This window comes from Arthrobacter sp. 05L421 (assembly GCF_056397785.1).
On record NZ_JBFTOC010000033.1, the window covers coordinates 13,334 to 27,102 of the forward strand.

Consider the following 13,769-nt stretch of genomic DNA (forward strand, 5'->3'; position numbering starts at 1 on the left):
TCATTGAGAGGGCTCGCGAGTGTCAACTGTTGACCTCGGCGCCTGGCTCGGTGTCATGGCCAACCGTCAATGAGCCCGTTCACCGGTGCAAGGTAGTCTCATTCCGTGCCAGTTCGCGCTCACCAAGCGCCGTATTGAAGGAATAAATTATGGTTGATCGTGCCACCAGTCTCTTACGCGACATCCAAAAGGGAGCGCTCGACAGCTCAACATCAGTCTCCGACTTATTGAGGAAATGCGTCGCTCTCGGCGGCGCGTCCGGTTCCCGTCGTTTACTGGATTGGTCCTCGTCTGAACTCAGCGGCTATCAGGACAAGAGTGATTTGCCTGCCTACCGGACAGTCGCCGCTCCACTCCAAATTGACGGATTGGTCGGTTGGACGCAATTTAAGAGCAAAAATATCCCGCCCAGTGCATTGCCCGAGTTCGTACGCGACAGCATCAAGGAGGAAGTTCAATTCGGTCAAGGCGTAGGCACGCTCGAAGAGTTCGCTGCATCCGCGAATGATGCCGTATTAATTTCTCCACCTGGATCATCCGAACTGGTTCGGTACTGGAACGACGAAGTAGACAGTGATACTCAAGAAATCCATAGATTGTATTGGTCGGTTTCGAAGAGTGAGGTAGCGGGTATACTGCATCAAATTCGGAATCAACTCGTAAAACTCATCGCCGAGTTTGAAATCGAGTACGAAGTGGCACAGTCAACTGCCGAGGCGGTTGACCGTGCTGTCAAGATAACTATGGGAGATGGGGGAAACATAGCCGTCGTTACCTCAGGTCGTAATTCGACCAACGAGTTGGATTTGAGTAGAGCTGCCAGCCCGCTAGATGAAACTAAATGGACCCTCGGGCGAAAAATATGGGCAGCGGCAGTAGGGAGCGCGGGCATAGCCGGCGCGGTATTTGCGTACATGGCTCTTCCGCGGTGATGCGGAGGCCGGCCAACAGACCTCGTCGCATTATCAAGCAAGACCTTCGCCTCACGACCTGGCGGCAATTTCGCTGCGGTAGGGCATCATAAAGTCAACCTTGGCCATCTTCTCGAGTATTCGTCCGCGGCCGCGCGAGTCTGCATTGCGCCACTCATCGATCCAGACACACAAGGTTTCTAGCCAGGCAGCTTCTGATCCGGAATCCGTCCGCATCTTCCGAAGATTGATTCCACCCTCTTGCACGTCCTTCGAGAGATTGGAAACAAAGGCTCTCGCCACCTCGAGCATTTCTCGCTCTTGAACCTGCCGTGCTTCTAGACGAGCGGCAGCAATTAAGACAAGCACGGACGAGGGATCCGGGCGCATCGGAGCAATTCGTAGTCCTTCGTCAGACCTCAGTGCACGTTCGAATTCACCGGGGTGGGCAAGGACAGCAGATATACGGTTTGAGATCCCCACGAACAGGTCACGCAAAGCGGAATCCAGTCGCTGTTCTTGCTCGTATCTCACTCGATCCGTTTCCGCTTTTACTCGGGCCAATTCCGAATCTTCGGCTATTTTTCGAGCTTTCCATGCAATAAATACCGAAACGGTCGCAACAAAGACCGAGGCGACGGCCGCAGCAGAGGGAATGACGATGCCGGTCCACGCAAGAAAGACGTCATCGTCAGACAACTTCGCCGGGACGCCGATCGAAACATGAACCAAGGGAATCAGTGGATGCATGAAGTGACCATACCCAGAGCGCCCGACACCCTGCAGAAGAGCCACGATCCGGTGACCGACGCTTCCCGTTAACTTACGGACTGCGACGACGGTGCGAATATTGAAACAATAGTGCGAGTGCAACTATCAGCCTGCTTACTTTACGTAACGTCCGTTATCGGCGTTCGGTCATCCGAAGGGGAGAGGCTTGGAGTGCCCCTTACAAGGGATGAACTGAGCGTCGTTCTGGACAGCCCACCGGCCTATTGCCGCAGCGGCTCCAACAGTGGCCCACAGATGCCAGGCAGCCCGGGATCCCAGCTCAGTCCCAGCGCTCCAGCCGTGGCCCAAAACGCTACGGTGGGCACCACGAAGAACGCTGCGACCTGAATTCAGGGCCTTCGGACGGGACGCGGCAGTGTGGCGGCGCAGCAATACCGCTCGGGACTGAGGACAGCTAGACATACAGGTCGGAACGGAGCGGCCTGGCCAAATCAGTTCATTCTGCCTTGCCCCTTGAGACATTCTGGGCAGCTGCCGCATACAAACCGGTCGCCCTCAGTGCTGTTCGTTGGCTTAAAGGCGCTGCGGGATTTAGGCCGTGGTCTCGGCGGCCAAACTAAGAAGGTCCACGCCGTGCATGGCGTCCGCCGCCCGGACGAGTGCCAGGTGTGAGAACGCTTGCGGAAAATTGCCGACCATCCGCATCTCCTTCGCGGCATATTCCTCACTTAGCAGGCCGAGTTCGTTCGCGAATCCCACCAATTTGTCCATGAGGGTCTTCGCCTCGAGCATGCGGCCTGTGCGCGCGTACTGTTCAACGAGCCAAAAGGAACAGGCAAGGAAGGGATGCTCCCCTGGGTCCAGCCCGTCAACGCCGGTCTCGGTGCGGTAGCGCAACAACAGGCCGTCGTCGGTGAGGAGCTCTTCCTCCAGCCGCGCAACGGTTCCCAGCATGCGGGTATCGGTGTAGGGAAGAAAGCCAACTTGGGGTATCACGAGCAAGGCCGCGTCGGTGTGCCCTCCGCCGTATGTCTGCGTAAAGGAATTGAGTTTCACGTCGAATCCATCCCGCATGACTTCCTCGCGTAGCCGCTCGCGAAGGTGTTCCCAGTGGTCAACGGGTCCTGCCAAGCCATGGTCCCGCACCGCCCGGATCCCACAGTCAAAAGCGGCCCACATCATGACTCTTGAATGTGTAAAGAACTGGGGGTCGCCGCGCATTTCCCATAACCCGAAGTCCTTATCGTCGATGTGTTTCTCTACGAAGCCCAGGAGGATCTGCTGCAGCGCCCACGAGAAACGATCTTCCTTGCCCCCAGCCAGTCGCAACCTTTCCAGCGCTACCATGACTTCACCGACGACGTCGGCCTGGAACTGGGCGACCGCAGCATTTCCGACGCGCACCGGTCGTGAATTCCGATAACCGGGTAAATGGTCAAGGACGCGCTCCGGCAGGTCCCGTTCACCGCCGATGCCATACATGATCTGCAGATCCTCGGGCTGGCCGGCCAGAGCACGGAGCAACCAGTCACGCCACTGCAGTGCCTCTGTTTCATAACCGTGGGTAAGCATAGCTTCAAGCGTCAAAGCGGCGTCGCGAAGCCAGCAGTACCGGTAGTCCCAGTTTCGTGGTCCGCCGAACTCCTCCGGCAATGAGGCGGTGGGGGCTGCAACGATCCCACCGGTCTCATAATTCGTAAGCGCCCTCAGCACCAACAGCGAACGCTTCACCGGTTCTCCGTAGGCACCCTCCGAACGGCAGTGGCTGCCCCAGCGCATCCAATAGCCGATGGACTGTTCGAGGGCAGCGTCGACGTCGACTGCTGGAGGAACAGGCCGGTGGGAGGGGAACCAGGTCAGTTCAAAGTCGACGACCTCCCCTCTGCCTACAGCGAATTCACCCGAGTGCCCGTGCGCGTGTGCCTCCGGTAGATGCGGTCCTCGCAGCGAAACTGCATCCGGGCCGGCCATAGCCAAGAGCACCATTCGACCCCGCCCTGAGCCGTCCTGGATTCGCCTGGTCCAAGGCACCACCGTGCCGTACCGGGGACGGATAATGAGTTCCTGGTGCATCTGGACGCTCCCAGCCATTCCGGTGACTCGGCGCAGAATCGACGAACCAGTGTGACCGACGGGCATGAAGTCCGTGGCGCGGATGAGGCCCGTGGGGGTCTCCCAGATGGTCTCCAGCACAAATGTTGAATCGACGTAACGCCGTTCGGCCAACACGGCTTCCGGTCCACTCGGGGCGAGCAGCCACCGGCCGTGGTCCTCACTTCCGAGAAGTGAACTAAATAACGAAGGGGAGTCGAAACGGGGGAAACAAAGCCAATCCACACTGCCGGTCCGGGAGATGAGGGGCCCGGTTTGAAGATCCGACAGGAGCGCATAGTCCTCGATGGGCACAGCCATGGCTTTACTAAAGCACAACTCGCCCCCTCATATGAGGGGCCCAGCACAAAAATCTCCACTGACAGACGTCAAATCACACAGGGAGCGTTCGTCAGCCCTTGGATGCCCCCGACTGCGCACATTTTCTGCAAAAGGCGGCCCGCCACGGTTCGGACGGCTGCCGCAATTCATCGCCAGGGAAGCTCTTTGGAGCACTTTCGCCGGATCCCCGATGAAGACGCGGAAATTCCCCCGACGGACAGTCCGCTCCACCCGACGCCGTGCCGGAGCCAGCTTGGAGGTTACCGGCACGGAGCACGAAAGGAGCCGGCGACGGATTAGCGGGACGAATCAGCGGCATTCTCTCCGGTGCTTACACCCAGGCAGAGACTCCAGGGTACTGATGGGAGAGCGATTCTCCGTTCAGCCTGATGGGATCCGGCGAGGAGTGCACCGACGAGGCTGGCCGTGTTGGTGGCGATAACGACTTCGTTCTGGTCCACGATGCACGTGTTTGGCGGCAGGGGCCGGAGGAACGGGTCGAATTCAGTCTGGAGGCGGCTGACGAGGATGTCGGCGGCAGCGACGCCTGCCATTTTGCCCGCCCTGGTGACACGTTTGGTGAAAGTGATGACGTGCTGGTTGGTTCCGAGGGCGTCGATGTAGGCGTAGCTGGCGTGGACCTTGTCATCAGCGTCGTGTGCGGGCCACCACGGTGCTGTCGAGTAGTCATAGAACTCCGAATCCAGTTCGAGCCGCTGGGGCGATTCCGGGTCCGACGGGAGGTAGCACCAGATGGAGCCCGCTTCGCCGAAGTAGGACGGAGCGGCTATGAATCCCGTCCCGTACAGCGCCGGCACGGCCTGCGCCAGATTCTGGCGCGCCACGTCATAGACATTCTCCAACTCATCCAGCCTACCGCTCTTTGCGCGGTCGAGCTCGGCCTGGACGGCTCCTTCGACGGCCTGGATCGACGCGGCCGCGGTCCCTTCCAAGCCCGCAGCGAGCGATTCGACGGCGGAAACTGCGCCATCGATGCCTTCGATCCCGGGCGGCGAGCCTGGTGGCGGAGGTTCCATGGGCATCCGCAGATCGATGAGGCGGTTCATGTCCCGGCGCACATGGTCTTCGGCGAGGGCCCGTGCCTGAATGGCGTTCCCGGCCCGTATTGCGTCCACGATCATCGTGTGCTCTTCGGCCGCCGCGCGCCGGCGGTCAGAAGCGCCGGCCCACACCAATGCCCCGACCTCGGCCTGCATCGCCATTTCCTGGCGGGTGAAGAGGACGGATCCCGATGTGGCCGCGAGCTCTATGTGGAACCGGCTGTCCGCCCGCGTCATTTCAGCAGGTGTCTGCGCCGTCTCGATCATCGCCGCCATCGAAGCGAGGCGCCCGATGGAGACCTGCTGCGATCGGCCGGCGGCCGCCGTGGCGGCCGAACCTGCCAGGAAGGCCCGGTATTCCCGGATGTCGCGCAGATCCTCCAGGGAGTACGCGGCAAGGGTGTCCCGCTGGGCCTTGGCGATGTCTCCGGTGTTCGCGCGCACGAAGCTTCCGCCGCCTTTGCCGCGTCGTGTTTCCAGAAGTCCCAGGTGACGGAGCTCGGCGAGGGCGGTGCGCAGCGTCATGGTGGAGACGCGCATCCTTGCCGCCAGGTCACTTTCGCTAGGGAGCTGGGCTCCGTCTTCGAGTACGCCCAGCTCGATCGAATGACGGAGTCGAAGGGCGATCTCTTCGCCACGCTCGGCAGTCTCCAATGGCGCGAAGGCGAGTTGCTCTCTCCAGCTGGACATGGCCCACCCCTCCTGAAACGGTGTACTTGATGATCAAAAACTTTGACATCTAATCTTCGATGTCTATTGACATCTAACATTGCAGGTCTAAAGTTAAGTGTATCAGAACAAGGAGCTGGGACCCTGACCGCTTCGATCATCAGCTAAGGAGTCACCGGTCATGTTGGATAGCACGGATGTCGTCCATATCTGGCGCCGGGCCGGGAACCCCACACCCGTGGAGCGCCTCAGCCTCTACGCGCAGGCGCTTACGGCGGATTGCCCGATCGGCGCCTACCTGACATTGAACGATGCGCAGGAAGACAGGGCGATCCTCGCCCTGTTCCGCGTAGACCGTCCCCACGCGACCATTCCCTCCCTCCACCAGATGCCGCCCTTGGCGCTGTCCGGCTACCACCAGTTGCTCCACGACCTCGCCCACGAAGGACTCGGCCCAAGCGATGGATTCCACACCCAGGCTTTCAACGGCGGCGAACTGTGAAACGCCGCAGCCCCGGAGCCACCACCGCCCCGTTTGCTCTCGGGGGTACACGCCTCCAGACAGCCCTCCCCCAGTTGCCGGAGCCGGCGCGACTCTGCGCCAACAACCCGGAAGCCTGGGATGCGCTCATGCAGGACCTCGACGCCAACTTCGCCTGAAGCGGCGCAACACTACAGAAGGAAAGACGAGATGACCCGCGAAGAAGCTTTTGCCCGTTGCCCCTCGGACTCCTACGTGGAGTTCTACGGGAACCGATGGCTAATCATTCCGATTGCACCTGTTGCACAGCCTCACTTCTTTATCTGCACGCCAGGCGCCTAAGAATTCCCCGGCACTCGCAGGGGCACTCCGCCCCTCGAAGGCCGGCTCCAAGTGGTTATGGGCGGCGCACCGAAGTCCTCCGGTTTCCGGCGTCCTGCCCATGCGAGGGCGCGGTTCACAGCCTCAACGTCCAGAAGGACCGGATCCTAAGGCTCTTCGGTGCCGGCGCAACATATGCGGTGCGGCAAAACGGGCAAAGGATCTGGGTGTCCTGCGGGATTTCATAGCCGAGACGACCATTAACACAGTCAGGAAATATTCAATGATCAGCACCATCGAAACCGGACGGGCCTTTTTCATCGAGGCTACCGATCCTCGCACCCTCGACGAGGAGCTCACCAAGGCAGCGGACGTGGCCATCCAGTTTGCCGCGGCAGAAGGCCGGCACGGCATTCTGGTCACTCGCCATGGGTATAAGGCCTTCACGGTCGCTGTCAGCACAAAAGTTCCCTACGGGCAGACCCTGGAAGAGGACACGCCCGCCGGGGCTCCAGCGACCGTGTGAAATTCCCCTACCTTGGCCGCAGGAGAAGTGGGCAGACCGGTGAGTTCCTTGTTACCTAGTAGGACGCGGCCTGCCAGACTCTTCCTGGTCTGCCAGTCTGGAACAAAGGGGTTGTGGCTGGACCACCGGGCTGTTTACATTTATTAGTTGGCCCAGTCAACCACGAACCGGAGCTCGATGAACATGGCAGTATCACGCGGTCTTGCTGTAGCAGACCAAGCACAGCATCCGCTGGCCGCAGCGCACGTTCCTCCCACCGATTACTACCCCGTTGCACTTGCCACTAGTCTTGTAGCCGACCGCTGGTCATTGCTCATCGTCCACAAGCTCTCGTCCGGGGTGAGTGGCTTTAACGAAGTCCTTAGAGCGCTTCCGGGTCTGTCTCGAAGCCTTTTGGCGACGCGGTTGCGGCATTTGCAGCGTATCGGGGTGGTGAATCGTGGGGATTCTGCGGGCAGTCCATACGCCCTTACGGCAGCAGGAAAGGGCTTGCTACCGGCCCTGGAGGCTCTAGGGAACTGGGCTGTCGAGCACCACCTGCTCAGGAGTTCCAACGAACAGGACAATGCGGCAGCGCTCCTCTTGTGGCGCATGCACCAGTCCATCGAGCCCACGGCCGTGCCGAATGGCAAGGTAAACATCCTCGTGGTCTTTAAGGGTTCCCCCGTCGGATGCGGATGGGTTCAGATCGGCATGACAAGCACCGGAACCTGGAGCCTCGGTCCCCCTGAACACGACGTCGACCTCACGGTCAAGGCGCCCCTCGACGTCCTAAACGATCTCTGGTGGGGCCGGCTGGCCTGCGAAGAAGCAATTGCAAAAGGCGACATAAGCTTCGAGGGACCGACGGGCCTCGCACGCAGTTACCGCTCCTGGTTTCCACACAGGCCAGCGATCTCTCGTCCTGGTAGAGACGCAGCCACACAATCCGTCTAGAGTATGTAACTCTTGGCCGCCGCACACGCCATTCCTCCATCCGGCCCAGTTAGTCCTCGCCGCATCGGCGGCTCGCACCCGTGCTACCCGAAACTGCCCGGCCAGGGGCTGGTGCGCTTGCTTTCGCGACTGCCGGGTACCGGTCTCGGCTACAACTCTCTGCAAGGACTCGATGGCCTGGCTCCCCCACCCCGTCGCTGCGCCAGGCAGTTCCGATACACGTTGTCCGCCCGCGCCAGTCCATTTCGCGAGAGGGCCACTGTGTAAATACACCGACGAAGGTATAGACCGGAAGTTCGAGTCTAGAACTCGCAGCACCCCCGGGCGTATGTTGTGCTTTACCTACGCAGCCGAGATTGGGCTGCCGCACGCACCAACACCGCCTAACGGTTAACGCACAGCAGGAAGCCTGGTGAACCCACCTCCGGGAGCGCGCAGGCCACACCCAGCCGATTCAGCGATACGACGTCAGGAACGCCGATGGTAATTGGGAGGTGCGCTACTGGCGCCCTTTGAATGAACCAGTCTTGGATTCACGTGGAGAAGTGACCTACATCATTCATGGAGTCGAAGACGCGACCCACCTCGCGGATGGCCGATGACCTCCCCCACCCACCCCCCCTTCACATCAGCCCTTATAGAGGAGAGGTAATGCCATAAGAAATTACTCTAGTTGGTGGGCCGACTGCGGTCCTGGACTTCGATGGTTTGCGCGTTCTCACGGATCCAACCTTTGATCCTCCAAAGGACTACCCGCAAGTGCAGTATCCGATCACGCTAGTTAAGACTGCAGGACCAGCCTTCACTCCGGAGGAGATCGCACCCATCCACCTCGTGCTGGCATCCCACGACCACGAGGATAACCTGGACAATTCGGGCAGGGCATTCCTGGCTGCCGCTCCCCTAGCTTTCACGACTCCGGAGGTAGCCTCCCAATTCAACGAGCAAGTCGAGGGGCTCGGTGACTACCAGACAGTGACTGTATCGATGCCGGATGGCCGTCAGATGAGCATCACGGCTGTCCCGGCCCGGAGGGCATCTGGCAAGCAATTGGACCGGTCATCGGCTTCGTGCTTTCCTGTCCGGACCTTCCTACTGTATATATCAGCGCAGATAATTCCTCTCTTGAAATCGTGGATGAAATCCAAAAGAAGTGTGGACCGATCGATGTGGCGGTGCTGTTCGCGGGCGGTGCCGGATTCGAAGAGATAGCAGATGGGGCATTCATCACTCTTAGCAACGAGAATGTACTGGAAGCTGCCAAGATTCTCGACACAGCCGTCATCGTTCCGATCCACACTGATTCATGGGCCCATTTCCGTCAGAGGTCATCGCAACTGCGTGAGCTCTTTGAAGCGAACCACCTCCGCGACCGACTCATTGCTCTCGAACCCGGCGAGTCCTCTAAGCTGCCAACTCGGGCGCCTGTCAAAGGCATCTGACCTCGGCCAGTTTCCTAGCCCTGGAATTCGCTTCGCCCTGCCCCCGGCCGCGGACCCGGTCGCCGCCTCCTTCCAGAATCAGGCCAGGCAGTTAGGCATCGACCTGGACCATTTCGCCGGCCCGGCCTCATTCATGCCGACGGGCCCGGTCCAGGCCGCGGACGCCAGTACCGGTGGCCTGACCGGTGAACCGCAGAGGCGGCCACAGGTAGCGGGTCAGGATCCGGTGAACCGTGGAGATGTTTAGAGGCAGGTGGGTAGGCGATCCGCGGCTGTTTTGCAAGCAACACGCCCCGACCAAAGGTCCCCGAAGGTGGTCGTGTTTGCCGTGACGGTGAGATCGGATGAACGGTCGGAAAAGCCTGTGCACGTGCCCCCACCGGTCCGGCTGACGTACAGCCATCCTTCCTTTTCTCGCTGTCAGGAAACCGAAAGTGGATGTTGATGTCGCATTGGGAAGAAGTGCTCGATCGATACTTTGATAGTTGCGCCAGAGCACGAGCCCAACAGCTGCCGAGGAACTGCTTTCGCTAGGTAAACGCCACTCGATTTCCCACGTTCCGAGCGCTTCGAGTACTGGGCGCAGGGCGAGTCCCTGTTCTGTCAGTGAATAGTTCGGCGAAGAGGGGTTACGCGTAGCTACCCCTACTTGTTGTAAGTATCGAAGTCTCGCAGAGAGTGGCCCCGCGAAAGCCCGGGAAGGGCGCGCCCAATCTCATTGAACCGCGTATTGCCCGTCAGTAGCTCCCAAACTATGAGCAGCTACCAACGATCCCCGAGGATACGGATGCCCGTAGACACGGGGCAGTACTCAGCAGGAGGAATCCACTCACCGCCCCGTGGAAAGGGTTCGGTCGCACGGACGACGGTCATGCTATCTCTCCTTGACCCAGGTTTTGTGGCAACTGCATTGGGGTCGGCCGCGGGTTAGCAAGAGTCCCCTCATGGAGCCGGAGTCGCAGCAAGGAGATGATCCAAGACTAGGCTGTCGATGCCAGTTCTATTTTCGCACTTCCGCTAGAAGCAGGAACTCTGGTGCACTAGGCAGAGCCCCAGTTCGGCCGTTTCGACCGTAACCTAGAAAGAGATTCTTGTGAACCCTCAGAGACACAGCCTTGCCCCGGAAGACTTTCGCCGCTTTTTCGAAAGCTCGCCTGCCCAGTACGTAGTCGTGAATCGCGAGTTCCGGATTGTAGCAGCGACCGACTCCTTCCTGGAAGGTGGCGGACGACGTCGCGAAGACATCGTGGGCCTTCTGATACAGGACGCGTTCCCCGACAACCCGGACAACCCAGATGCTGACGGTACGGAGGTGTTGCGATCGGCCCTGCAGCGCGTCTTGGACGAGCGCACTGGGCATGTTCTTCCGATTCAGCGCTATGACGTTGAGATCAACGGTACCTTTGAGGAGCGCTATTTCAAGCCGCTGAACGAGCCGGTACTCTCAGCCGACGGAGAGGTGGAGTACATCCTCCACGGCGTCGAGAACGTCACTGAGTCGGTCAAAGCCGCACAGGCTAGCTGATTTTCCGGAGAGGTACTGAGAACTGTACTTCAACGTTCGTTACATCCGAATAGGTGAAGACCTCTGAAGTTCTGTGGTGGCGAGACTGCCGTCTGAATCTAAGAGGTCTTCATCTCCCCACCAAGAATGCCTGCCTGTTTGTGCCGAAGGCCCAAATGTCCAGTGCTCGTTGATCGAGGAGCGGTTGCGGCGTTCTGCGGTCGGAATGGCGCGACGGTGTAGTCCGCTCGATCCAGGTCGTGATTGCGAGCCAGAGCTCTTGGCCGGTAACCGACCGCTGCCGGTCCAGGACGTTTTTCTGCAGCAACGAGAAGAACGATTGCATCGCGCGTTGTGCGCGCACGCACCGCCCCGCCCATTGATTCTGTCAGCCCGTGATGCCGGAGCGTTTCAACGAACCAGCGGACCGGAACTGGGAGCCACGGTAAGAATGCACGACGGTACTTGCGGGTCGGCGTGACCGCACAGCGTTCTCCAGCACGGACATCGCCAGCGAGGACTTCACCCCGGCGTTTATCGAGTATCCGACGAGCCGTGCGGATACAGACGTCCTCCAGGGCGCAGAGGTAGAGCTTGCCTTCACCGGAGGGTACTCGGTGATATCTTTCAGCCACAGTTCATTCGGCGCGCGGGCAGTGAAGTCGCGCTCCACCAGGTCGTCATGGACTGGTGGTCCCCGGGTTCCGGTTCAGGCCAGCGTCTCTTCGAAAACACCGACCAGCTGCCGTGGTCGCTGCGCAGGCGCTGGACCCTGTTCTCGCCGGCCGTAAATGTCCTTCTCGGGGAGTTCGTCGGCGATGCCCCGAACGCGGGAACGTTGCATGGATGTATATGGCTGCGTTGATCCGGCGTGCTCCGACCAGTCCCGTTCCTCCACCGGGCTGGCTTTCCACCGGAAATAGCCCTTGCTTGCTGAGTCACAACACCTTGCAGGTCACCGCCACGGGTACACTGCTGGCGGCAAGATCCGTGACCAGCGGGTACCTCATTTTGGGTTGATGTCCCTCGCGAGATAGGCAGCAGCCCGGCGGAGAATCTCATTCTCCCGCTCCAGCAAGCGGTTCCGCTTCTTCAGCTCCCGCATCTCGGGTGACTCCGCCGTTGCCGGCCCGTCCCCGGATTCCTTACTAGGCGATGGCGATCCAACGCTTCAACGTCGTGACCAAAAGCCCGAATCCTTCGCGATGTGCGCCAGCCGCGCTCCGCCATTAAGAGCCACATCAACAAACCGGGGCAGTCCCACCTCAGCGGTACGCGTTCACAGGCCGTATAGAACCTACTCAATGCAGGGCGCTGGTCGGTTGTCCCATAGGTGTGGCCCCCGATGTGACGGGCGCGAACGATTTGCCGCCCCGGTGGTTCATTTCTGGAACTATTGCAGCCTTCACTTCGCGTGGATGCTATATGCATGACTCTCACCGTTACCCTTGTCGGCGGACCTACCGCCATCCTCGAACTCGCCGGACTGCGCATCCTCACCGATCCGACCTTCGACGAGCCCCAGTCGTATCCTCAACCCCTCGTCAACGACCTCGTGAAGACAGCCGGTCCCGCCTTGACAGCGGAGCAGGTGGGCCGGATCGACGTCGTGCTGGCATCACACGAGCACGACGACAACCTTGACCACTCTGGGCGAGAGTTCCTCGGGAATGCCGAAAAGGCGTACACCACCGCGGTAGTCGCCGGGCAATTCAGCGATAATGTCATCGCCCTCACCGAGTACGAGTCGGTTACCGTCCCGCTACCGGCCTGTGGTGGTGAGCTCACTATCACCGGCGTCCCCGCCCATCACGGCCCCGAGGGCATCTACCAGCTACTCGGACCCGTCCTCGGCTTCGTCCTTTCCGGGGAAGGCCTCCCCACCGTTTACATCAGTGGCGACAACTCCTCGCTTGAGGTCATCCGGGAGGTTCAGGACAAGGTCGGCCCGATCGACATCGCTGTGCTCTTCACCGGAGCTCCAAGTTTCGAGATGCTCGCCGACGGGGCATTCATTACGCTGAGTAACGAAACCGCTCTTGAGGCTGCGCAGATGATCCTCACGGACGCAGTGATTGTCCCCATCCATACCGACTCGTGGGGTCACTTCACCCAGAACACTTCGCAGATCCAGGAGGTCTTCGACCAGGCCGGCCTCGCCGACCGCCTCGTCGCCCTGCACCCCGGCGAGTCGGCCACCATCCCGTCGGTCCACCGTCAACCAAAGCGAACGCGTCCTTCCAAAGCGCCTATGCCAGGGTAGGGCTGACGCCTGACTGCGGCGTGTCTTATCTGTCTGCCGCAGGTGGTAGGTCCGCGCCGGGCGGCCGAGCTTGTCGTGCCGGGTGGTTTGTTCTCTCTTTTAGGCGGTTGCCCTGGACATCGTTAAGCGGCGCATGGAGTTGTTCACCTCGGTTCCTTCCAGCGCGAGCTGGCGTATTCGGATGTAGTAGATGGTCTTGATGCCCTTGCGCCATGCGTAGATCTGGGCCTGCCAGAGGTCACCTTTGAGGAAAGCGAGACACCAGAACTCCCTCCCCGTTAGGAAACAACACCAGGAACTCCTAACCGGCAAAAGAATGGCACCACCTTAGTGCCAGACACCCCCGTCCGCTTGCCACTTTGCACGGGCAGGCGGGATTCACCTAGAAAGAGAGAACTATCATGTCAACGCCAACCGAAACGCTTGCACCTGAGACGTCAGCAGCGGCTAAAGAGTCCTCTGAACTACAGGATCTTGCCCAAAAGCACCT

12 protein-coding genes and 2 pseudogenes are annotated in these 13,769 nt (G+C 60.0%); 8 read left to right on the forward strand and 6 right to left on the reverse strand.

The window, feature by feature from the left end:
- Positions 1-149: 149 nt before the first annotated feature.
- On the forward strand, positions 150-932 hold the full coding sequence (locus AC1DKQ_RS21315) for an AbiTii domain-containing protein (protein WP_476920127.1): 783 nt from the start codon (positions 150-152) through the stop codon (positions 930-932).
- A gap of 51 nt (positions 933-983) precedes the next feature.
- Here the strand turns inward: AC1DKQ_RS21315 and AC1DKQ_RS21320 are convergent, their stop codons facing one another.
- From AC1DKQ_RS21320 to AC1DKQ_RS21330, 3 genes are all read right to left on the reverse strand, one after another.
- Entirely contained in the window at positions 984-1,661 is a 678-nt protein-coding gene (locus tag AC1DKQ_RS21320) for a hypothetical protein (protein ID WP_476920128.1), read from the reverse strand.
- Positions 1,662-2,234: 573 nt separating this feature from the next.
- A complete protein-coding gene (locus tag AC1DKQ_RS21325; protein WP_476920129.1) occupies positions 2,235-4,055 on the reverse strand; it encodes a glycoside hydrolase family 15 protein in 1,821 nt (606 codons plus the stop codon).
- Positions 4,056-4,372: 317 nt separating this feature from the next.
- Positions 4,373-5,827 carry a GntR family transcriptional regulator gene (locus tag AC1DKQ_RS21330; RefSeq protein WP_476920130.1) on the reverse strand — a complete coding sequence of 485 codons (1,455 nt, stop codon included), beginning with the start codon at positions 5,825-5,827 and terminating at the stop codon, positions 4,373-4,375.
- A gap of 160 nt (positions 5,828-5,987) precedes the next feature.
- On the opposite strand from AC1DKQ_RS21330, the gene AC1DKQ_RS21335 reads away from it, so the two are divergent.
- The 5 genes from AC1DKQ_RS21335 to AC1DKQ_RS21355 all read left to right on the forward strand — a co-directional run bounded on the left by AC1DKQ_RS21335 (position 5,988) and on the right by AC1DKQ_RS21355 (position 9,512).
- Positions 5,988-6,308 (forward strand): hypothetical protein, encoded by a 321-nt coding sequence (locus AC1DKQ_RS21335; protein ID WP_476920131.1) that lies wholly within the window; start codon positions 5,988-5,990, stop codon positions 6,306-6,308.
- Positions 6,305-6,466, forward strand: a complete 162-nt coding sequence (locus tag AC1DKQ_RS21340) for a hypothetical protein (protein ID WP_476920132.1) — start codon at positions 6,305-6,307, stop codon at positions 6,464-6,466. Before AC1DKQ_RS21335 ends, AC1DKQ_RS21340 begins: the two co-directional genes overlap by 4 nt.
- 425 nt (positions 6,467-6,891) lie before the next feature.
- Positions 6,892-7,134, forward strand: a complete 243-nt coding sequence (locus AC1DKQ_RS21345) for a hypothetical protein (protein WP_476920133.1) — start codon at positions 6,892-6,894, stop codon at positions 7,132-7,134.
- A gap of 183 nt (positions 7,135-7,317) precedes the next feature.
- Entirely contained in the window at positions 7,318-8,070 is a 753-nt protein-coding gene (locus AC1DKQ_RS21350; RefSeq protein WP_476920137.1) for a winged helix-turn-helix transcriptional regulator, read from the forward strand.
- 1,133 nt (positions 8,071-9,203) lie between these two features.
- The gene (locus tag AC1DKQ_RS21355; RefSeq protein WP_476920134.1) at positions 9,204-9,512 is read left to right on the forward strand and encodes a hypothetical protein; all 309 of its coding nucleotides are present in this window, start codon (positions 9,204-9,206) and stop codon (positions 9,510-9,512) included.
- 127 nt (positions 9,513-9,639) lie between these two features.
- On the opposite strand, the pseudogene AC1DKQ_RS21360 reads toward AC1DKQ_RS21355, so the two are convergent.
- Both AC1DKQ_RS21360 and AC1DKQ_RS21365 read right to left on the reverse strand, forming a co-directional pair.
- Positions 9,640-10,179: pseudogene (locus AC1DKQ_RS21360) on the reverse strand (hypothetical protein); the annotation flags it as partial.
- Positions 10,158-10,274, reverse strand: a complete 117-nt coding sequence (locus tag AC1DKQ_RS21365; RefSeq protein ID WP_476920138.1) for a winged helix-turn-helix transcriptional regulator — start codon at positions 10,272-10,274, stop codon at positions 10,158-10,160. The pseudogene AC1DKQ_RS21360 and the gene AC1DKQ_RS21365, both read right to left, overlap by 22 nt.
- A 331-nt stretch (positions 10,275-10,605) precedes the next feature.
- On the opposite strand from AC1DKQ_RS21365, the gene AC1DKQ_RS21370 reads away from it, so the two are divergent.
- The gene (locus AC1DKQ_RS21370) at positions 10,606-11,037 is read left to right on the forward strand and encodes a PAS domain-containing protein (protein WP_476920135.1); all 432 of its coding nucleotides are present in this window, start codon (positions 10,606-10,608) and stop codon (positions 11,035-11,037) included.
- Positions 11,038-11,146: 109 nt separating this feature from the next.
- Here AC1DKQ_RS21370 and AC1DKQ_RS21375 read toward each other — a convergent pair.
- Positions 11,147-12,280 (reverse strand): annotated as a pseudogene (locus AC1DKQ_RS21375) (IS3 family transposase).
- Positions 12,281-12,445: 165 nt separating this feature from the next.
- On the opposite strand from AC1DKQ_RS21375, the gene AC1DKQ_RS21380 reads away from it, so the two are divergent.
- On the forward strand, positions 12,446-13,279 hold the full coding sequence (locus AC1DKQ_RS21380; protein WP_476920136.1) for an MBL fold metallo-hydrolase: 834 nt from the start codon (positions 12,446-12,448) through the stop codon (positions 13,277-13,279).
- Positions 13,280-13,769 lie beyond the last annotated feature (490 nt).

Excerpts from the sequence above, each read along its gene's own strand:
- AC1DKQ_RS21345 (WP_476920133.1), top strand. The coding sequence starts at position 6,892 with ATGATCAGCACCATCGAAACCGGACGGGCCTTTTTCATCGAGGCTACC.
- AC1DKQ_RS21315 (WP_476920127.1), top strand. The coding sequence starts at position 150 with ATGGTTGATCGTGCCACCAGTCTCTTACGCGACATCCAAAAGGGAGCG.
- AC1DKQ_RS21325 (WP_476920129.1), bottom strand. The coding sequence starts at position 4,055 with ATGGCTGTGCCCATCGAGGACTATGCGCTCCTGTCGGATCTTCAAACC.
- AC1DKQ_RS21320 (WP_476920128.1), bottom strand. The coding sequence starts at position 1,661 with ATGCATCCACTGATTCCCTTGGTTCATGTTTCGATCGGCGTCCCGGCG.
- AC1DKQ_RS21350 (WP_476920137.1), top strand. The coding sequence starts at position 7,318 with ATGGCAGTATCACGCGGTCTTGCTGTAGCAGACCAAGCACAGCATCCG.
- AC1DKQ_RS21380 (WP_476920136.1), top strand. The coding sequence starts at position 12,446 with ATGACTCTCACCGTTACCCTTGTCGGCGGACCTACCGCCATCCTCGAA.
- AC1DKQ_RS21330 (WP_476920130.1), bottom strand. The coding sequence starts at position 5,827 with ATGTCCAGCTGGAGAGAGCAACTCGCCTTCGCGCCATTGGAGACTGCC.
- AC1DKQ_RS21335 (WP_476920131.1), top strand. The coding sequence starts at position 5,988 with ATGTTGGATAGCACGGATGTCGTCCATATCTGGCGCCGGGCCGGGAAC.